Raw genomic sequence first — 18,625 nt, 5'->3', positions numbered from 1 at the left:
GCGGAGGATGGGGGGATGGCGGACCATCCCGACGCCCGGCGCGCCCCGGCCGCCGGCACGCCCCGCGCCCCCGCCGGGCCCGCGCCGCCCGCCTTCGACGGCCAGAAGGTGCTGATCGTCGACGACGACCCGCGCGGCGTCTACGCGCTGGGCAGCGCGCTGGCGCTGCGCGGCCTGACCGTCGTGCACGCCGCCACCGGGCGGGAGGGCATCGCGGTGCTGCGGAAGGACCCGGGGATCCGCGCGGTGCTGCTGGACATCGCGATGCCGGACGTGGACGGCTACGCCACCGCCGCGGCCATCCGCGGGCTGGACGGCTGCGGCGGCCTCCCGATCATCGCGGTGACGTTCGAGGCGTCGGCCGCCGACCGGGCCAAGTGTCTGGCCGCCGGCATGGACGAGCACGTCCCGAAGCCGGTCGACGTCGAGCTCCTGCTGCGCGTGCTGCACGCGCTGATCGGGTAGCCCCGGACGAACCCGGGCCCGGGCCCGAGACCCGCTCAGGACGCGCTCAGGACGCGATCAGGACGCGATCAGGACGCGATCAAGACGGCGCTTCCCCGCCGGCGTCCGCACCGTCGTCGTCGACCAGCACCGCGTCCCGCAGCGTGCCCAGGATGCGGGTCAGGTAGCGCGACACCTGCATCTGCGACACGCCGAGCTCGGCGCCTATCTGGCTCTGCGTCATCCCGCGGAAGAAGCGCATCAGCAGGATCCGCTTGTCCCGCTCCGGCAACGCGGCCAGCAGCGGTTTCAGAGCCTCGCGGTCCACCACCCACTGGTAGGCGTCATCGTCCTCGCCGAGCGTCTCGCCCAGGCTCGCGCCCTGCTCGTCGCCCGGCACCAGCGGCCGCTCCAGGGAGGTGGCGCTGTACGCGGCCGAGGCGTCGAAGGCCTCGACGATCTCCTCCGGCTGCGCGCCGAGGTGCTCGGCCAGCTCGGCGATCGTCGGCGAGCGCCCGAGGCGGCGCTCCAGCTGCTCGGCCGGCGCGCCGTGCAGGGCCAGGCTCAGCTCCTGCATCCGGCGCGGGACGTGCACGTCCCAGGTGGCGTCGCGGAAGTAGCGCTTGATCTCGCCGGTGACCATCGGCGTGAGGTAGCCCAGGAACGCGGTGCCGCGCGCCGGGTCGAAGTTGTCGACCGCCTTGATCAGCGCCAGGTACGCGACCTGCTCCAGGTCCTCGGCGTTGTCGGCGGGCACGCTGAACCGCGAGGCGACGTAGCGCGCGTAGTTCATGTGCTCGGCGATCAGCTCGTCGCGCAGCACCCGATGGCGCGCGCCGCCCGGCGGGCACGCCGCGAGCTCCTCGAAACGCCGGTGGATCGCGGCCCGGTGCTCGGCACGGTCGCGGGGCGCGCCGCCGGAGCGGGGCGCCGGGAAGCGGCGGGTGGTCAGTTCGGGGTGCAGCTCCAGGGGGTGTTCGTCGCGGTCGGGCAGGGTTTCGCGGCCGGAGGCGGACGGCCTGTCGCGGCCGGCGCGCTGCGCCTGCCCCGGTATCTCCGGCCCCTGATCCGCGGGGTCACCGCCGGTCGCGCCGATCCCGCCGGGCACACCGAGGTCGCCGGGCACACCGGGCACACCGAGGTCGCCGGGCACACTCATGTCGCCGACCGCGCCGGCTCTCTCGTCCCCGCTGTCGCCTCCGCGCACCCCGCGCCTGCGCACCGTCGGTTCCCGCGCCCCGGTGCGCCCGCCGCGATCGTCCGCGACGTCGCCGGCGCCGGGACCGGACCCGCGCACGCCCCCGCTCACCGCGCCTCCGCCCGGCGGCCGTCCTCGGCGCCCGAAGCCCGCTTCACGATGTCCACCCGCACCCGGCCGCCCTCCTCGGCCCAGGTCAGGCTGTCCACCAACGCCGCGAGCAGCGACCATCCGAATCCGCCGACCTGCGGCTTGGAGCCGGGCCGGGCCTCGGCGGAGACCGTGACCCCGACGCCGTCCCGGCCGAGCCGGAACACGCACTCCAGCTCCTCCCCGGTGGCGTCGACCTCGTCGGGCAGCAGGAGCAGGCCGCAGGCCTCGTCGACGGCCAGCCGCCAGTCCTGCATCTCGGCCATCGAGAAGCCGGCCCGGGCCCCGAGGTGCCCGGCCGCCGAGCGGACCAGCACCACGAAATCGCGGTCGGCGGGGATCCGCAGCGTCACCGGCACTGCTCCGTCCCCGATCCCGACTCCGTCCACGCCGACCTCCAAGACACTCGTCCCGCGTTCCCCGACTCCGGCTTCCACATCGACACCCGGGCTAAACGCGTCTCCGGCTCCGGGTCCGGCCTCCGGCCCGCCGTCGACACCCTCAGCATCGAACCCGTCACCGACCGCGCCGGTTCCGCTGATGCCGCCGATCGCGCCGGTCCCACCGGCTCCGCCGCCGTCGTTCAAACGCTCCATGCGTCCTGACTCCCCTTCCACCGCGCCCACTGCGCCCCCACCGCGGCCGCGGCCCGGGGCCGCAGCCGGCACCACACCGCCTTGCCGCCGTCGTCGCCGACCGCCACGCCCCACGCCTCGGCGAGCCGGACCACGATCGCCAGCCCGCGTCCGCCGAGCCGGCGCTCGGCCGCCGGGATCACGCGCGGCAGGCCCGGCCCGCCGTCGTGGACGCTCACGGTGAGCGTGCCGTCACGTAACTCCAGGGCGATCCGCATCTCGGTCCCAGCATGCCGTACCGCGTTCGTGACCAGCTCACTGACCACGAGCGCGGCGTCGGCGACGAAGTCCAGGGCGGTCCATCGGCCGCAGGTGTCCTCCAGGAAGCGGCGCGCGCGGCCGGGGGCGGACGGCCCGGGGGCCAGGCGCATCTGGGCGAGGCGGCGCGGACTCATCGCGCCTGATTCCCAGCCGTAACAGGACCCGATATCGTCGGTAGCGATCGGGGATCACGCGGGCTGGGTGTGACAGGAGGCGCCATGGCGGTCGAGGGGTTCTCGGTCGAGGTCGACGGCGATCCGGAACGGGTCGGCGCGGGCCTTCGGCCTGAGAGCGCGGGTGCGGCCGTGGTGACGGTCGTCGGCGATGTCGACCTCGCCGCCGCCGACACGCTGTGGAGCGTGCTGGACGAGTACGTGCGGCCGGACACGGCCGTGGTCGTCGACTGCTCCAAGGTCGCCTTCCTGGACTCCATGGGGCTGCGCACGCTGATCCGCGCGCAGCAGAAGGCCGACGCTTCCGGGGCGCGCCTGACCCTGGCCTCCCCCTCGGAGGCGGTGCTGCGGGTGCTCCAGCTGGCCGGCGTCGCCGACCTGTTCGTGCTCGACTTCAGCGGGAGCGGCAGCGGAAGCTGACGGTCGGCCATCGCCACCCCTTCCTCACGCCGCCCGGAGCGGACGGCGCCACCGCGAACACCGCTACCCGCTCCACCGAATCCAAACTCGGTGAAGCGGGTGGCGATGTCAGCGGCCGCGCCGAGGCACCGTGTCGCCGGTCACGAGCTCATCACGGCCACATCACGGACCGATCACAGCCCGGGTTCCCGGTCGTAGAGCCGGCGGGCCCAGACGTAGCCGAGCAGGGCGAAGCCGGCGCACCATCCGAGCGCGATCCAGCCCTGGTTCCCGACCGGCGTGCCGCCGAGCAGACCGCGCACTCCGCCGATGATCGGGTTGAACGGCTGGTTCTCCGCCACCCAGCGGACCGCGGCCGGCATCGAGCCGGTCGGCACGAAGGCCCCGGAGATGAAGGGCAGGAACTCCAGCGCCACCACCGAGGAGCTGGCCCCGGCCACGGTCTCGGCGTTCAGCCCGAACCCGACGGCCAGCCACATGAAGCCGACGGTGAGCAGGCCGGTGATGCCCAGCGCGGCGAGCCAGCCCAGCACGGAGCCGCGCGGACGGTATCCGAGGCCGACCGCCACCGCGAACAGCATCGCGATCGCGATCAGGGTGCGCAGGAAGGAGCCGACGACGGCGCCGGTCAGCACCGACGGCCGGGAGACGGCCATGGTCCGGAACCGGGCGATCACGCCCTCGGTCATGTCGGTGTTGACCATGATCGCGGTGGTCTGCGCGCTGAAGGCGACGGTCTGGATCAGGATCGCGGGCGTGATGTAGTCGACGTAGTGCGACGAGCCGGTGCCGGCCAGCGCCCCCTTCATCGCTCCGCCGAAGATCGTCACGAACATCACCAGCAGGAAGCCGGGGGCGACGACCGTCGAGACCAGCATCATCGGGTAGCGCGCGGTGTGCTTGAAGTCGCGGCGGGCCATGGTCATGGTGTCGGTGTACGCGTGCGAGCTCATGCCATCGCCTCTTTCTCCGCGGCGTGCCCGGTCAGGGCGAAGAACACGTCGTCGAGGTCGGAGGCCTTGACGGTGAGCCCGGCGACGTCGACCGCGGCGTCGTCCAGAGCGTCCAGCACGGCGCGCAGCGAGCGCAGGCCGCCGTCGTGCGGCAGCTGGAGGGTCAGGCCGTCGGGCGCCGGCACCCGCAGGATCCGCGCCGCGGCGTCCAGCTCGCCGCGATCGGTGAACTCCACGTCGATCCGCCCGCCGGGGATGCGCCGCTTGAGCTCGGCGGCCGTGCCGTCGGCGACGATCCGCCCCCGGTCCAGCACCGAGACCCGGTCGGCGAGCTCGTCGGCCTCGTCGAGGTACTGGGTGGTGAGCAGAACGGTGGTGCCGCCCGCGACGAGGTCGCGGACGAAGTCCCACATGGTGCGGCGGCTCCGCGGGTCCAGCCCGGTGGTGGGTTCGTCGAGGAACACCACGGCGGGCTTGGCGACCAGCGTCATGGCCAGGTCCAGGCGCCGCTTCATGCCCCCGGAGTAGGTGGAGGAGATCTTGTCGGCCGCCTCCCCGAGGTCGAAGCGCTCCAGCAGGGCGTCGGCGACCCGGCGGCCCTCGGCCTTGCCCAGATGGTTCAGGTCGGCCATCAGCTTCAGGTTCTCGCGGCCGGTGAGCAGCCAGTCGACGGCGGAGAACTGGCCGGTGACGCCGATCGCGGCGCGTACCCGGTCCGGCTCGGCCACCACGTCGTGCCCGGCGACCGTGACCCGTCCGGCGTCCGGGCGCAGATAGGTGGTGAGGATGTGCACGGCGGTGGTCTTGCCCGCCCCGTTCGGGCCGAGCAGGGCGTGCACCGTGCCGGGCGCGACCGTCAGGTCGAGGCCGTCGAGGACGAGCTTGGGCGCGTCTCTCTTCTTGGTGCCGGGGAAGGACTTGCGCAGACCCTCCACGGCTATCGCGGGTGTGGACACCTCGGTCCCCCTCTGATCCCTCTCCCGGATCACTCGCGGCGCGGCCCGCTCAGCCCTCTTCCGCGTACCGGACGGTGATGTCGCTGGTGGTGCTGCGCAGCCGCAGCCGCACCGAACGCTCGCCGGGCGCCGGGGCGGCCCCGGCCTCCAGCTCGTTGTAGACGCGGCCGATCGTGGTCGCGACGTCCAGGTGGGCCGGGACTCCGCGCAGGACGGCGACGTCCACGGTCCCGACCGCGGTCAGCGCCTCGATGTCGCCGCTCTCGACGTGGTCCAGCCGGATCTTGCCGTTGGCGGTCTTGGCGGTCACCCCGGCCGCGGCGTAGTCGACGAAGATGTCGCCGTTGGCGTTGGTGACCCGCGCGTCGCCGTCGACCCGGCCGATGTGGCTGGTGCCGTTGGTGTTCTTCAGCACGGCCTCGCCGCCCACCCGGTGCACCCGCAGGGTGCCCGAGCTGGTCTGCACCTCGGCGCGCCCGGCCACGTGGCCGACGTCGACCTGTCCCATGGCGGTCTTGGCGTTGAGGCTCTCGGCCTGCTCCACCCGGATCTCGCCGAAGGCGGTGTCCAGCGACACGGCGCCGAAGCTGCCACCGAGGTCGAAGTCGCCGAACGGACTGGTGGCACGGACCGCCGAACCGGCCGGGAGCTCGACGCGGACCAGCACGTTCTCGGACTTCTTGGCGGAGGTGTACCACTTGGGCTTGTGCCCGACGACGCGCAGGGTGCCGTCGTCGAAGGTGACGCGCGTGGCCTCGGCGGCCTTGACGTCGTTCGGGTTGTTCGGGTCGGCCGGGCGGACCTCGACGGCGGTGTCCCCGCGCTCCGAGGCGACGATGGTGGTGTTGCCGACGCCGAGGTCGAGGACGGCGTTGATGGGGCCGGGGGTGGTGAAAACGGGCATGGCGAATCCTTCTCTCGATGCTGGGAGCTTTGATGGACTGCTGGGTGACGCGACGTGCCGGGGGAAGGGCTAGCGGGCCCAGCCCGAAAGGCTCTGCCCCGTGGTCATGGTGTTGCGCGGCTGGCGCGGCCGGCGCGCCTCGTTCTCCAGCGCCGCGGCAGCCGCCCGGACCAGCCAGGTGTTGACGGAGAACCCGAGGGCGTCGGCGGCTTCCTCGACGCGGGACTTCAGGTGCGCGGGCAGCCGGAGGTTGATGCGGACCATCTGCCCGTCGCCGTCCTCGGGCGCGCTGGGCAGCTGAACCTGGGACACCGAAGCCGACCGCTCCTCAGCCGCCGTCTCCGCCGCCGGACCCGGCGCGGCCGAGGCCGGCACCGCCACCACGAACTCCGGGTCGGCACCACGCAGCCGCACTTCCACCGACCCCGGCGCCATCTCGGCGGTGATCTCCTCCGCCGCCGCGCTCAGCGCCTGCAGCAGCGTCAGCCGGATGGCCGCCTCCAGGGGGGACGTGAGCCGTTCGGCCAGCTCCAGCGCCGCGTCCCCGCCGGCCTCGGCGACGGTGAGGAGCTCGGAACGGACTCCGGCGACGTAGGGGTTCAACTTCATGGCACCACTATGGCACCACTCGCGGTGCCACGCAACCATGTTTGGCACCAATGTGGCTCAGCTTGGCTCCGATTGGCTCAGCCGTGGCATCACGCTGCGTCGAGGAAGGCCAGCACCGCCAGCACCCGCCGGTTCCCGTCCAGGTCCGGCAGCAGCCCCAGCTTCGAGAAGATCATGTTGATGTGGTTGCTGACCGCCTTCTCGGTGATCACCAACCGCGCGGCGATGCCGGCGTTGGCGTGGCCCTCGGCCATCGCCGCCAGCACCTCCCGCTCCCGCGGCGTCAGCGCGCCGAGCCGCTCGTCCCGCGAGCGGCGGGCCAGCATCTGCGCGACGACTTCGGGGTCCATCGTGGTGCCGCCGGCCGCGACGGTCCGCACCGCTTCGACGAACGAGCGCACGTCGGAGACCCGGTCCTTCAGCAGGTACCCGATCGCGCCCGCGCTGTCGGACAGCAGCTCGCGCGCATACAGCGGCTCCACATGCTGCGACAGGATCAGCACCGGCAGGCGGGGCAGCGCGCTGCGCGCCTCCAGCGCCGCGACCAGGCCCTCGTTCTTGAACGTCGGCGGCAGCCGGATGTCCGCCACCGCGACGTCCGGGCGGTGCGAGATCAGCGCGTCGAGCAGGTCCGGCCCGGTCTCGACCGCGGCCACCACCTCGAAGCCGTGCGCGGTCAGAAGCCGGACCAGGCCGTCCCGGAGGAGAGCCTGGTCTTCAGCCAGCACTACGCGCATGCCTACCCACCCGTCTCCCGGCCCCGCTCCTGCGGAGCTTCAGCCCGAGATATCCGTAGGCGCCCTACCTCCAGGACCACTGACGTCGGCCCGCCGACGGGGCTGGCCACGGACACCGTCCCGTCGAACGCCGCCAGCCGCCGTCGCACTCCGGCCAGCCCCTGCCCGCGCTCGACGTCCGCGCCCCCGCCGCCGTCGTCCCACACCTCGGCGGTCACCCGGTGGGCGTCCGCGAACACTGCGATCCGGGCGTTGTCCGCCCCGCTGTGCTTCAGCACGTTCGCCAGCGCCTCCGCGATCCCGAAATACAGTGCCGACTCGCGGGGCGCGGGCAGCCGCTCGGTCAGCTCGTAGCGGACCTCCACCGGGATCGGCGACGCGTACACCAGCGCCCGCAGCGCGTCGCCGAGTCCGCGTTCGGCCAGCACCGGCGGGTGGATGCCGCGGACCAGGGAGCGCAGTTCGGCCAGGGCCGCGCCGCTGTGCTGGCGGGCCTCGGCCAGCAGCGCGATCGCCTGCTCGGGGTGCTCGCGCACCAGGTCCTCGGCCATCCCCAGGCTCAGGCCGACGGCCGCGAGCCGGGCCTGCGCCCCGTCGTGCAGGTCGCGCTCGATGCGGCGCAGCTCGGCGTCGGCGTCGTCGGTGGCGCGCTCGCGGGTCTCCGTCAGGGTGCTGATGCGCTCGCTGGCGTCGCTCGGCGCCAGCAGCCCGCGGGCGACCAGCGCCTGCGCCCGGATGAGGGACGGCCCGGCGAACGGCGCCAGGGCCAGCGCCGGGATGCCGAAGGCGAGGCCGAAGGGCCAGAACGGGTCGTCGCTCAGGGCCAGCGCCGGGACCGAGCAGATCCCGACCACGCCCCAGCCGGCCAGGGTCAGCGGCAGCAGGCCCAGCGCCAGGCCGACCGGGACGTTCACGAACAGCCACAGCAGGTCCCGCCACGTCGCGGGATCGCCGAGCAGCCAGCGCAGCCGCCCGCGTCCGACCCGCGGCAGGTAGGGGACGGGGATCTCGACCCCGCTCCACTCCCGGGCGATCCGCCGCTGCCGGCCGGCCACGGCGCGCACCATGCCGACCGCCGGTGCGAACAGCACCACGCCCCCGGCCAGCGGCATCAGGCCCAGCCCGAGCAGCGCCAGCACCAACAGCGGGATGCCGGCGGCCAGCGACACCGCCGCGATCGCCACCCCCCGCCCCGCGGCCAGGACGGCGGCCGAGGCACGCTCGCGCCACACGTCGCCGCGGTCCGCGGATATCTCCGCCTGCCCGGCCATCCGTATCCCCCCTTCGCGACCCGACACTAGCGGGCCCTACGCGCCGACGGCGGCGAGCGCCGGCGTCCGCAACGCCCGGCGCGCCGCGCCGAGGCAGGCGGCCATGGTCAGCGCCACGACGACGGCGGTCACCCCGAGGAACACCCCGATGCCCTGGTCCGGCAGCCAGTCGCCGGTCCGGGCGTAACTGAACGGAAGGATGCCGACAAGCGCCGCGAGGGTTCCGGACACCAGCCCCGCGACCAGTACCACCGCCGCCTCCCAGCCCAGCGAACGCCGCACCTCCCCCGGTGTGTCGCCGATCAGCCGCCGCTGCCCGAACTCGCGGCGCCGGTGCAGGGTGCCCGCGACGGCGAGGTTCGCCACCACGACCGCCGCGAACAGCGCGATCATGCCGACCACCAGGAAGCTGAGGGTCTGCACGCCCTTGTCGTCGGCGGTGGGCGTCAGGTGCGCGGCGCGGTTCGCGTCGTCCTGGATGAACTGCTGGTACAGCGCGCCGTTGGCGAGCGCCACGAACAGGATGACCGGCATCAGGACCCCGGCGGCCTGCCGCGAGTGCTGGCGCAGCTCGGCCTCGGCCAGGTAGCCGCCGGTTCCGCGCATGAGCGGCCCGAGCACCGCGGCGGTGGCGCGGATCAGCACCGGCGCCAGCACCGCCAGCCCGAGGGCGGTGAGGATGCAGGCCTGTCCGGCCACGGACATGGCGTCGTAGCCCTCGTCCTTCATCATGGTCGCGACCATCACCGCGGCGTTCACGCCCAGCCCCAGCAGCACGACCGCCCAGATCACGCGCTTGCGGCCCAGGCCCGCGTCGTCGGTGGCGGACGTGACGAGCGCGGCGGCGGTGCTCTGGTTCGCCGCGCGCCGTCCGGCCACCACCGCGGCGCCGCCGGCGGCGAGCACGATGTCGCCGAACCCGATGCTCAGCGCGGTGGCGCCGAAGCGGTGGCCGACGCCGTGGGAGACCTGGTGGCTGGACTTCAGGGCGGCCGTCACCGCCCGGCCGAGCGCCATCCCGGTCGGCGTGGCCGGGATCGCCGAGGCGGCCAGCAGGGCCGCGGTCTCGACCATGATCATGCGCCGGATCTGGCCGGGCAGCGCGCCGGCCGCCTTCAGCAGCGCGATCTGCCGCTCGCGCTGCCGCACGGCCAGGCTCAGGGTCGCGGCGGTGCCGAAGGCGATGATCAGGGCGCCCCAGCCACCGATGACCAGCGCCATGGTCTGCAGAGTGTCGCGGTCGGCTTTGGACACGCCCGGGGCACTGCCGCTTTCGTAGAGGGAGGCGAAGGCGGTGAGGATGGCGCCGCCGAGGTACAGGTTCAGGAAGGTGGCGAGGTACATCGCCCGGTTGTGACGCAGGTTGCTGAAAGTCAGGGTCCACATGTCAGGCCGCCACCTTCCCGGGCCGGAACGCCGCCATCCGGGCCGCCACGCCGGTCGCCTCCGGCGCCCGCATCTCGTCCACGATCCGGCCGTCGGCCAGGAACAGCACACGGTCCGCGTAGGCGGCCGCCACCGGATCGTGGGTCACCATCACGACCGTCTGCCCGTACTCCCGTACGGCTTCGCCGAGCAGCACCAGGACCTCGGCGGCGCGCGCCGAGTCCAAAGCGCCGGTGGGCTCGTCGGCGAACAGCAGCGCCGGCCGGGTCACGATGGCCCGCGCGATCGCCACCCGCTGCTGCTGGCCGCCGGACAGTTCGGCCGGGCGGTGGTTCAGGCGGTCGCTCAGGCCGACGCGGTCCAGCACCTGGCGGGCGCGGCGCTTGTCGACGGTGATCCCGGCGATCCGGGCCGGCAGCAGGACGTTCTGCCAGACGGTCAGGGTCGGCAGCAGGTTGAAGGCCTGGAACACGAAGCCGACCCGGCCGCGCCGGAAGCGGGTGGCGGCGGTCTCGTCGGAGGTGTCGAACTCCTGGCCGCCGATCAGGATCCGGCCGGAGTCGGCCCGCTCAAGCCCGGAGGCGGTGTTCAGCAGCGTGCTCTTGCCGGATCCGGACGGCCCCATCACGGCGGTGAAGGTGCCGTAGGGCAGTGCCAGGCTGACGTCATCCAAGGCGGCGACGCGGACCTTGTCGCCGTAGGTCTTGCTCACCTTTTCCAGACGCAGCGCGTCTTCCATGGCTGTCATGTGTTCCAGGCTTCCGGGAAGCGTTCGGGGAAACAGGGGTGCTAGCACCTGTCTTCGCTCGCCCCATGCGCGCCCGTCGGCGGATGTCGACCGATCTTCCCATCAGCTGATGAATACGGCATCAGACACTTCTCGGGTCTTATCCCATCGCTGCCACCCAAGATGTGAAGATGTGCCTCATGCCACACACCCCCGGCACCCCCGGCAGCGGCCACCGCTCGCCCACCCGGCGCGGGCGGCCGAAGCGTCCGCTCCCGGCGGCGCAGGTCGTCGCAATGCTCGTGCTCGCCCCGACGATCGGGCTGTTCTTCGGCGGCGCGCTGTTCGTGCTGTTGTGCACGGCCGCCGCGACGGTGGCGGCGGTCCGGGTGCGGCCGGACGGGCTGTGGTGGGTGCTGCCGGCGGTACCGCTGGCGATCTGGACGGTGAGCGTGGGCCGGCGGTTGTTGCTCGACGCGCCCGACGGCGGAGCGAAGCAGGCGGTCGCCGTCGCGCACGGCATGATCGACGCGTTCCCGGCGATGGTGCTCGCGCTGGCCGCGGCGGCGCTGGTCGCCGTGGTGCGCCGGTCGGCCGCCCGCGGGAGGTCGGTCCGTGCCTGACTACCGGAACGGCCCCGAGCGCGGGCGCGATCGCGGTCGCGGGGGCGGGGGCGGGGGCGGGAAGAACGACGGGGTACCGCAGCGCCCGCGGATGCAGCCTCCTTACGATCTGACACCGAACACGCCGATCTACCCCCGCGTGCAGGACGACCTCCGCTACCGGCGCCCGCAGCCGGCACCGGCGCCGCCGGCGCGCCGCACCGGACGCGTCGCCGTCGCCGCCCGCGCCCTGCTCGCCGCCGCCGCGGCGGCGGTCCTGCTGGCCAGCGGGGCGACCTGGGCCGCGTACCACAACCTGACCTCGGGCCTGCTCACCTCGGACGCGATCAACGCGATCCGCTCCGGGGAGAAGGGCTACGTCGCCCCGCACCTGGACGGCTCGGTCAACCTGCTGCTGATCGGCCTGGACTCGCGCAAGGACATGGACGGCAACGACCTGCCGACCGACTTCGTCGAGCAGGAGCTGCACGCCGGCTCCTCGGAGATCGGCGGCTACAACACCAACGTCCTGATCCTGATGCACATCCCGGCCGACGGCGGCCGGGTGACCGCCTTCTCGATCGCCCGCGACGACTACGTCGAGGAGCCCGGCGGCGGGTCCAGCGTCGGCGAGATCCCCGACCTCGGCACGCACAAGATCAAGGAGGCGTACGGCCGTGCCAAGGGCATCGCGGAGCAGCGGCTGAAGGACTCCGGGATGACCGACAAGGCGCAGATCGAGAAGATCAGCCGGGAGGTCGGGCGCGAGTCGACGATCCGCGCGGTGCAGCTGCTCACCGGCGAGCACGTGGACCACCTGGCCGAGATCAACCTCCTGGGCTTCTACGACATCGCCCAGGCCGTCGGCCCGATCGAGGTGTGCCTGAACCACCCGGTCGACGACCCGATCGAGGACGGTGCCGGGACCGGCCTGAAACTGCCGGCCGGCCACTCCGAGCTCGACGCCGCCACCGCGCTGCAGTTCGTCCGCCAGCGCTTCCACCTCCTGCGCGGCGACCTCGACCGCAACCGCCGCCAGCAGGCCTTCCTGTCCTCGGTGATGCACAAGCTGCGCAGCGAGGGCGTGATCGGCGACCTGGGCAAGATGCGGTCCCTGTTCCAGGTGGTGAAGAAGGACCTGGTCATCGACGACTCCTGGGACGTGCTCGACTTCGCCACCCGCGCGCAGAACCTCACCGCGGGCAACGCGGACTTCCGCGAGCTCCCCATCACCGGCCAGCCGGTCCTGCCCGGCGACGGTTCGGTGAACACGGTGGACCCGTTGCAGATCCGCCGGATCGTGACGTCGGCGTTCGGGGACGTGAAGGACGACACCGGCGACACACCCCAGGGTCCCGGCACCGACGGCGGCGACGGCCCGGGGGGAATCGGTCCCACCGGCCTGCCGACCGGCGGCGGTCCCCTGGGCACCCGGGACCCCGGCCCGGCCCGGCTGCCCGGACCGGGCGGCGCACCCGCCGCGCCCGGACCGTCGGCGTCCGCGGCCACCGTCCCCTCGCACACCGTCGTCGACGTCTACAACGCCACCACCACCCGCGGCCTGGCCACCTCGGTCGCGGAACTGCTGACCTCCTCGGGCTGGCCGGTGGACAAGACCGGCGCCTCGACCGCCCAGAACCACACCACGATCCTGTACGGCAAGGGCGCGGCCGAGGCGGCGGCCCAGCTCGCCGCGAAGCTCGGCGTCGTGGCGGTCCCGATGCCGTCGGCCCGCGCCGCCGCCGACCGCGTGATCGTCCGCCTGGGCGCCGACTACACGTCGTCGGCCGGCCCGCAGGACGACCCCACCGCCGCGACCCCGACCGGCCCCTCGGGCCCGGGGACGACCGCGGGGTCGGCGGCCCCGTCGCCGCCCCCGCCGCCGGCCGGCATCGCCATGGACGACGGCATCACCTGCGTGAACTGACGGCTTACGGAACGCCGCCGGCGCCGGCGTGGCCCGGGCGACGGTGAGACCCGCCCCCATACCTCGACATTCTAGGTATCAGGCGGCGGGCGTCGCCGCAGGTCCCGGACTGGGATCGCCCGAACCGTGGAATGACGCACCCAGCGGACTCACACCACGGATCAAGAAAGCGGGACACGACGATGGGCTGCGGCTGCCTCCTGGCATTGTTCGGATCGGCCTTTCCTCGCCTGGCCCTGCTGTTCACGTGGCTGTTCACCGACCGCGTGGACGTCGCCTTCGACAACGGCTGGCTCGCCCCTCTGGCCGGGGCGATCTTCCTGCCCTTCACGACTCTGCTGTACGTCCTCGTCTACGCTCCGGTGCGCGGCGTCACCGGCTTCGGCTGGGTGCTGGTCGTCCTGGGCTTCCTGTGCGACCTCAGCTCGTACGGCGCCGGGGCCCGAGGGCGCCGGCAGCAGGCTGCGCGGCAGCGCTAGCGCCGAGGGCCACCGCACCGAGCACCGCCACCACGCCGCACACCCCGTTCCAGCCGAAGGCCGAGTAGGCGCGCACCCCGAGCCAGGAGCCCGCGCTGCCGCCGAGGAACGCGCACGTCATGTAGGCCGTGTTCAGCCGCGCACGGGCCTCGGGCCGCAGGGCGAAGATGCGCGCCTGGTTGGCGACCTGGCCCGATTGCATCGCCACGTCCAGGGCCAGCATCCCGGCCCCGAGCCCGGCCAGGCCGACGGCGCCTCCGACGCTCCCGAGGAGCAGCACGCCCGCCGCGGCCGACAGCCCGGCCAGGCTTCGCAGGTTCACGGCGTCGGGTCCGAGCCGGTCCGCCGCCCGGCCGGCGCGCGGTGTCACGAGCATGCTCCCGGCCCCGACCAGCGCCAGGACGCCGACCGCGGGGGTCCCGAGGTGGTAGCGCGGGCCGGTGACGTGCAGCGCGAGGGCCGTCCACGCCGCGCTGAACGCCGCGAACGCGAGCACCTGGTACCGGCACGACCGCCGCAGCATGGGTTCGGTGCACACCAGCCGCAGTGACGCCGCCACCAGCGCGGGATAGCGCTCATCGGTGCTCGGCGTCGTCGGCGGCAGGAACGCGGCCATCGCCGCCGAGAGCGCGAGGACCACCGCGGCCGCGATGAGATACGGCGCCCGCCATCCGAGCCACTCCCCCAGCACGCCGGAGAACGTCCGCGCCAGCAGGATCCCGCCGATCAGCCCGGACAGCAGCGTCCCCGTCACCTCGCCTCGCCGCTCCGGCGCGGCCAGCCCGGCGGCCATCGGGATCAGGATCTGCGGGACCACGGTCGTCAGCCCGATCAGCGCGCTGGCCACCGCCAGCAGCGGCAGCGCGGTCGCCGTCCCCGCCACCACGAGACCGCCGGCCGTGAGCAACAGCAGCGTCGTGATCAGCCGCCGATGGCGCAGCCGGTCGCCGAGCGGCACCAGCAGGAAGATGCCCGCCGCGTAGCCGAGCTGCGAGCAGGTGGTGACGAGAGCGGCAGAAGCCCTGCCCACTCCCAGCCCATCGGCGATCAGAGGGCTGATCGCCTGCGGGAAGTAGATGTTCGCGACCGCGACGCCGCACGCCACAGACAACAACAGGATCAAAGGCCGACGCAGCACTATCCCCCCAGGGAACCGGTTTAACAAGTTCCCGACACCGTACACCAGTTAAACCGGTTCCGCGCTAGACTGCCGGGGTGAGCACGCCCGCCTTCCGCACCGGCTCCGGCCGGATCAGCCTCGACTTCATCCGAACCCTGCGATGGCGCGGATCCGCCGGGGAGGTCGAGGAGCTCGACGCGCCGGAAGCCCTCGCCGCTTGGGTGTCGCAGCTCGGCCCTTACACCACCGGCATCGCGATCCCCCCGCCCTCCGCGCGCGCTCTCCGCACCGCTCACGAGACGCGTGAAGCCGTCTACGCGCTGCTGAAAGCTGCCCGGACCACCGGCGCCGCCGACTGCCCGCCCGAAGCCCGCGGCCTGCTGAACACGATCGCCGCCGCGCCGACTCCGTACCCCGTCCTGGACGTCCACGGCGCCCTCACCCACACCGCCGCCGACCCCGTCGCGGCGCTCCTGGCCCTCATCGCCCGCGACGCGCTGGACCTGGCGACCTCGCCCCTGCTGGCCCGCGTCCGCGACTGCGCCGGCCCGAACTGCGGCGCCTGGTTCCTGGACACCTCACGCCCCGGGACACGCCGCTGGTGCTCGATGGACCGCTGCGGCAACCAGGCCAAGAAGAGCACGTGGCGCAGCAAGCAGGCCGCGCACGACTAGGCTCCGCCCGCGTGCGGGACGGGAGACACGGTGGTGTACGACGCATTCACGGCGACCTGAAGCGGTGCCGATCTGATCAGAGCCTTGAATCCTCAGTACGCTGTCCGCCGGGGGCCATGCGTGGCTCCCGCCAGATGGTGGGACCTCGGGATGGAGGGCGTGTGCCTGAGCTGATCGGCGGCCGGTACCGGCTGGACCGGGAACTGGCGGCCGGCGGGTTCGGGACCGTCTGGGCGGCGTTCGACACCGCGCTGCGGGTGGAGGTGGCCGTCAAACAGGTGAAGCTCGACCCGTCGGCCACCGGTGCCGAGCGGGACAAGGCCGTGGCCCGGGCCGAACACGAGGCACGCAACGCCGCCCGGCTGCGCGACCATCCGCACATCGTGGCGGTCCACGACGTGGTCACCGAACGCGGCGCGCCGTGGCTGGTGATGCAACTGGTGGCGGGCAGGTCGCTGCACCAGGAACTCGCCGCGCGCGGCCGGCTGAGCCCGGACGAGGCCGGGCCGATCGCCGAGGCCGTGCTGTCGGCGTTGGCGGCGGCACACGATGCCGGGATCGTGCACCGGGACATCAAACCGGCCAACATCATGCTCGCCTACGACGGCACCGTGTTGCTGACCGACTTCGGGATCGCCAAACACCATGTCGACACCGCCCAGACCACTCTGGGCACGGTGATCGGGTCGTTGCCGTACATGGCGCCAGAGCGTCTGGACGGCCGGGACCTGGCGGCCGGGGATCTGTTCGCGCTCGGCGCGACCCTGTACGAGATGACCGAGGGAGTGTCGCCGTTCGCCCGCGACTCGATGACCGCGGTGATGTCCGCGGTCGTCCTTCAGCACCCGGAACCGCCGAAGCATGCGGGTTACCTGACCTCGTTGGTGCTCGCACTGTTGGCCAAGGATCACACAGCCCGGCCCGACGCCCGGACGGCGCTGGCGATGATCAAGGGGTCGGTCGCGGGCGCGACGGTTGCGCCCGCGCCGCCCGTCGCGCCGACTGTGGTGGCGACGGTCGCCGCGCCGGTACCGGCCGGCGGGCCGGAGACGGCTTCGGCCCGGGTCGCGGTCGCGTCCTCGGCCCCGGTCGCCGAGACCATGGCCGCCACAGCCGGCGCAGTAGGCGGTCCCGAGGCTGGTTCCGGCCGGCGCCACGGTCGGAACCTGGCGAACGAACTCATCCGGTTGGCCGCCGGCGCAGGCGACCAGGCTGATGAGGCGCAGCGCGTGCTGTGGGCGATGGCGCTCCGGCTGGCCGACCACGACCCGCGGATGGCCGAGCGGCTGGTCGACGCCATCCCGGAGACCGGCTGGTCCGGCGAGGCGCGGATCGCTCTGGCCCAAGCCGTCTGGCCGACCGATCCACAGCAGGCCAGACGCCTGATAGCCAACCTCGCTCCGCAGGTCGAGGCCGGCGACCGGTGGGAGATGCTGATGACGGTGTGCCGGATCGACGTGCGGGCCGCCGAGCGCCTGATCCACTCCGCCGACGAGTCCGATGGCTGGAAGTCCAACGATCTGACCGTCCTCGCCACAGCGGTGGCGGCGGTCGACCCGGCAGAGGGCGAGCGCCTGGCCCGAAGCGTCCCGTCAGACGAGGAGCGGCCGGCGGCACTGGCCCGTGTCGCCGCCGTGATCGCGGCGGCGCACGCCGGGCGCGCGCGGGAACTGACCGAAGAGGCGGTCATCGCCGCCGCCGCACTGACCGACCGGGCGGAACGGTCGGAAGCCCTGTACAAGGTGACCTGCGCGGTCGCGATGTTCGATCCGCACCGGGCCGAGCAGATCGCCCGCAGCATCACGGAGCCGCTCGATCGCCGGGAGAGACGCCGCGTCCGGCAAGGGACCTTTGTCGACGGTGACGCTGTGCAATGGTTCCCTCCGGCGCTGGCCGCTGTGGCCGCTGTGGTCGCGCCGACCGACCCGCGCCGGGGATGGCAGCTGGCGGAGGAAGCCGAAGCTGCCAAGTTCTCTCCCGAACATTTCCACCTGGGCTTCGTGGATCAGTCGCCCTTCGTCGAGATGCTCGCGCACCTCGCCCTGGCATCAGTCGCCACCGATCCGCACCGGGCGCGCCGCCTGGCCGAATCGGCATTGCACGTCGCCGACACCGAATACGGCTACTACTCGGTCGATGCCGCGGCCGCACTGGCCGGCGCCTTCCCCGACCTCGCCGAACGCATCGCCACCGGGCTGACGTGGAAGTATCAGCGAGACGAGATGCTGGCGCGGCTGGCGGTCAGCCACCCGGAGGTGGGCGCGCAGCTCAGGGCCGCGACACCGCCCACCGCCTCATCGGTGCTGGCAGCCGCCGCGACCGACCCGTACCTGGCAGCGGGCCGGGCGCGGGCGATCGTCGACACCGAGCACCGGTTCGCCGTGCTGGTGCAGCTCGCGGAGGCGATCGCCGACCGTGCCCCGGACCTGGCCGGCCGACTGTGTGACGACGCCGAGAACAGCATTTTGGACGATCCGGACTTCTTCGCGGTGGTCGACCTCCTGTCGACGGCCGCCCGCGCGGCCGCGGACCCGGACCGTGCGCGCACCCTGCCGGACGCGCTGCTCCGGATCGCCGAGGCGGTGCCCGCCGGCCCGGCCCGCGACGCGGCTCTCGGAACGGCCGCGACGCTCGTCGCCGGGTTCGATCCCGGCCGCGCGGAAGCGGTGGCCCGCAGCTTGGGCGACGACCGGTGGCGGCTGTGGCCGCTCGGGCTCGTCGCGTGCTGCCTGATCCGAGGGACCGATCCGCGGACATGGGAACCGGCCACCGCGGCAGTCACGTTCGCCGCGAATGCCCTCTTTACGCCGGAGTGGAACAAGTAACGTCCCCGATCAAGCCGCGAACCGCAAGAAGCCTGGCGGCGCCGGCGGCCGGCCGGTGTCTTTCGACGCCGAGCACTACCGGGACCGCGACACCGTGGAACGCTGCGTCAACCACGCCACATCCTTTGCTGGGCCGAGGACACGAGCAGCCGAAGCCGGCACGGCTGGGGCCCC

Annotated in this window: 19 protein-coding genes; 7 read left to right on the top strand and 12 right to left on the bottom strand. The window is 73.3% G+C overall.

The window, feature by feature from the left end:
* Window positions 1-15: 15 nt before the first annotated feature.
* A complete protein-coding gene (locus ABD466_RS18255; protein WP_344658281.1) occupies window positions 16-465 on the top strand; it encodes a response regulator in 450 nt (149 codons plus the stop codon).
* Window positions 466-544: 79 nt separating this feature from the next.
* Here the strand turns inward: ABD466_RS18255 and ABD466_RS18250 are convergent, their stop codons facing one another.
* The 3 genes from ABD466_RS18250 to ABD466_RS18240 are packed head-to-tail and all read right to left on the bottom strand — an operon-like array spanning window position 545 to window position 2,822.
* Window positions 545-1,753 (bottom strand): SigB/SigF/SigG family RNA polymerase sigma factor, encoded by a 1,209-nt coding sequence (locus ABD466_RS18250; RefSeq protein ID WP_344658280.1) that lies wholly within the window; start codon window positions 1,751-1,753, stop codon window positions 545-547.
* Window positions 1,750-2,388, bottom strand: a complete 639-nt coding sequence (locus tag ABD466_RS18245; RefSeq protein WP_344658279.1) for an ATP-binding protein — start codon at window positions 2,386-2,388, stop codon at window positions 1,750-1,752. The genes ABD466_RS18250 and ABD466_RS18245 overlap by 4 nt, the downstream gene beginning before the upstream one ends.
* Window positions 2,376-2,822, bottom strand: coding sequence for an ATP-binding protein (locus ABD466_RS18240; protein ID WP_344658278.1), 447 nt, complete (start codon window positions 2,820-2,822; stop codon window positions 2,376-2,378). The genes ABD466_RS18245 and ABD466_RS18240 overlap by 13 nt, the downstream gene beginning before the upstream one ends.
* An 84-nt stretch (window positions 2,823-2,906) precedes the next feature.
* On the opposite strand from ABD466_RS18240, the gene ABD466_RS18235 reads away from it, so the two are divergent.
* Entirely contained in the window at window positions 2,907-3,281 is a 375-nt protein-coding gene (locus ABD466_RS18235) for an STAS domain-containing protein (protein ID WP_344658277.1), read from the top strand.
* 173 nt (window positions 3,282-3,454) lie between these two features.
* Here ABD466_RS18235 and ABD466_RS18230 read toward each other — a convergent pair whose 3' ends face one another.
* The 8 genes from ABD466_RS18230 to ABD466_RS18195 all read right to left on the bottom strand — a co-directional run bounded on the left by ABD466_RS18230 (window position 3,455) and on the right by ABD466_RS18195 (window position 10,836).
* Window positions 3,455-4,234: an ABC transporter permease gene (locus ABD466_RS18230; protein WP_344658276.1), complete on the bottom strand. Its 780-nt coding sequence runs from the start codon at window positions 4,232-4,234 to the stop codon at window positions 3,455-3,457.
* Window positions 4,231-5,190, bottom strand: coding sequence for an ATP-binding cassette domain-containing protein (locus ABD466_RS18225; RefSeq protein WP_344658275.1), 960 nt, complete (start codon window positions 5,188-5,190; stop codon window positions 4,231-4,233). Before ABD466_RS18225 ends, ABD466_RS18230 begins: the two co-directional genes overlap by 4 nt.
* A 49-nt stretch (window positions 5,191-5,239) precedes the next feature.
* A complete protein-coding gene (locus tag ABD466_RS18220) occupies window positions 5,240-6,094 on the bottom strand; it encodes a DUF4097 family beta strand repeat-containing protein (protein WP_344658274.1) in 855 nt (284 codons plus the stop codon).
* Between the two features lie 69 nt (window positions 6,095-6,163).
* Window positions 6,164-6,703 carry a hypothetical protein gene (locus tag ABD466_RS18215; protein ID WP_344658273.1) on the bottom strand — a complete coding sequence of 180 codons (540 nt, stop codon included), beginning with the start codon at window positions 6,701-6,703 and terminating at the stop codon, window positions 6,164-6,166.
* A gap of 89 nt (window positions 6,704-6,792) precedes the next feature.
* Complete coding sequence (locus ABD466_RS18210) at window positions 6,793-7,440, bottom strand: response regulator (protein WP_344658272.1); 648 nt, start codon at window positions 7,438-7,440, stop codon at window positions 6,793-6,795.
* A gap of 2 nt (window positions 7,441-7,442) precedes the next feature.
* Window positions 7,443-8,711 (bottom strand): sensor histidine kinase, encoded by a 1,269-nt coding sequence (locus ABD466_RS18205; RefSeq protein ID WP_344658271.1) that lies wholly within the window; start codon window positions 8,709-8,711, stop codon window positions 7,443-7,445.
* A 36-nt stretch (window positions 8,712-8,747) separates the two neighbouring features.
* The gene (locus ABD466_RS18200) at window positions 8,748-10,097 is read right to left on the bottom strand and encodes an FtsX-like permease family protein (protein WP_344658270.1); all 1,350 of its coding nucleotides are present in this window, start codon (window positions 10,095-10,097) and stop codon (window positions 8,748-8,750) included.
* A gap of 1 nt (window position 10,098) precedes the next feature.
* Window positions 10,099-10,836, bottom strand: coding sequence for an ABC transporter ATP-binding protein (locus ABD466_RS18195; RefSeq protein ID WP_344658326.1), 738 nt, complete (start codon window positions 10,834-10,836; stop codon window positions 10,099-10,101).
* A gap of 188 nt (window positions 10,837-11,024) precedes the next feature.
* On the opposite strand from ABD466_RS18195, the gene ABD466_RS18190 reads away from it, so the two are divergent.
* The 3 genes from ABD466_RS18190 to ABD466_RS18180 all read left to right on the top strand — a co-directional run bounded on the left by ABD466_RS18190 (window position 11,025) and on the right by ABD466_RS18180 (window position 13,832).
* On the top strand, window positions 11,025-11,447 hold the full coding sequence (locus tag ABD466_RS18190; RefSeq protein WP_344658269.1) for a DUF6542 domain-containing protein: 423 nt from the start codon (window positions 11,025-11,027) through the stop codon (window positions 11,445-11,447).
* 91 nt (window positions 11,448-11,538) lie between these two features.
* Window positions 11,539-13,353 carry an LCP family protein gene (locus ABD466_RS18185; protein ID WP_344658268.1) on the top strand — a complete coding sequence of 605 codons (1,815 nt, stop codon included), beginning with the start codon at window positions 11,539-11,541 and terminating at the stop codon, window positions 13,351-13,353.
* 206 nt (window positions 13,354-13,559) lie between these two features.
* Window positions 13,560-13,832 (top strand): hypothetical protein, encoded by a 273-nt coding sequence (locus tag ABD466_RS18180; RefSeq protein ID WP_344658267.1) that lies wholly within the window; start codon window positions 13,560-13,562, stop codon window positions 13,830-13,832.
* Here ABD466_RS18180 and ABD466_RS18175 read toward each other — a convergent pair.
* Window positions 13,774-14,943, bottom strand: a complete 1,170-nt coding sequence (locus tag ABD466_RS18175; protein WP_344658266.1) for an MFS transporter — start codon at window positions 14,941-14,943, stop codon at window positions 13,774-13,776. The two genes, ABD466_RS18180 and ABD466_RS18175, sit on opposite strands and share 59 nt — an antisense overlap.
* Window positions 14,944-15,047: 104 nt before the next feature.
* Here ABD466_RS18175 and ABD466_RS18170 point away from each other — a divergent pair, with 104 nt between their 5' ends.
* Window positions 15,048-15,626, top strand: coding sequence for a CGNR zinc finger domain-containing protein (locus ABD466_RS18170; protein WP_344658265.1), 579 nt, complete (start codon window positions 15,048-15,050; stop codon window positions 15,624-15,626).
* A gap of 161 nt (window positions 15,627-15,787) precedes the next feature.
* Window positions 15,788-18,451, top strand: coding sequence for a serine/threonine-protein kinase (locus ABD466_RS18165; RefSeq protein WP_344658264.1), 2,664 nt, complete (start codon window positions 15,788-15,790; stop codon window positions 18,449-18,451).
* The last annotated feature ends 174 nt before the right edge of the window (window positions 18,452-18,625 follow it).

The organism is Catenulispora subtropica, assembly GCF_039531675.1.
Classification (GTDB): Bacteria; Actinomycetota; Actinomycetes; order Streptomycetales; family Catenulisporaceae; genus Catenulispora; species Catenulispora subtropica.
This window is presented reverse-complemented; position numbering and strand designations above follow the sequence as displayed.

Bases quoted from the DNA above. Each gene is read 5' to 3' on its own strand.
- ABD466_RS18190 (WP_344658269.1), top strand. From the start codon at position 11,025: ATGCCACACACCCCCGGCACCCCCGGCAGCGGCCACCGCTCGCCCACC.
- ABD466_RS18230 (WP_344658276.1), bottom strand. From the start codon at position 4,234: ATGAGCTCGCACGCGTACACCGACACCATGACCATGGCCCGCCGCGAC.
- ABD466_RS18205 (WP_344658271.1), bottom strand. From the start codon at position 8,711: ATGGCCGGGCAGGCGGAGATATCCGCGGACCGCGGCGACGTGTGGCGC.
- ABD466_RS18235 (WP_344658277.1), top strand. From the start codon at position 2,907: ATGGCGGTCGAGGGGTTCTCGGTCGAGGTCGACGGCGATCCGGAACGG.
- ABD466_RS18210 (WP_344658272.1), bottom strand. From the start codon at position 7,440: ATGCGCGTAGTGCTGGCTGAAGACCAGGCTCTCCTCCGGGACGGCCTG.
- ABD466_RS18220 (WP_344658274.1), bottom strand. From the start codon at position 6,094: ATGCCCGTTTTCACCACCCCCGGCCCCATCAACGCCGTCCTCGACCTC.
- ABD466_RS18245 (WP_344658279.1), bottom strand. From the start codon at position 2,388: ATGGAGCGTTTGAACGACGGCGGCGGAGCCGGTGGGACCGGCGCGATC.
- ABD466_RS18195 (WP_344658326.1), bottom strand. From the start codon at position 10,836: ATGGAAGACGCGCTGCGTCTGGAAAAGGTGAGCAAGACCTACGGCGAC.
- ABD466_RS18240 (WP_344658278.1), bottom strand. From the start codon at position 2,822: ATGAGTCCGCGCCGCCTCGCCCAGATGCGCCTGGCCCCCGGGCCGTCC.
- ABD466_RS18200 (WP_344658270.1), bottom strand. From the start codon at position 10,097: ATGTGGACCCTGACTTTCAGCAACCTGCGTCACAACCGGGCGATGTAC.
- ABD466_RS18255 (WP_344658281.1), top strand. From the start codon at position 16: ATGGCGGACCATCCCGACGCCCGGCGCGCCCCGGCCGCCGGCACGCCC.
- ABD466_RS18185 (WP_344658268.1), top strand. From the start codon at position 11,539: ATGCAGCCTCCTTACGATCTGACACCGAACACGCCGATCTACCCCCGC.
- ABD466_RS18215 (WP_344658273.1), bottom strand. From the start codon at position 6,703: ATGAAGTTGAACCCCTACGTCGCCGGAGTCCGTTCCGAGCTCCTCACC.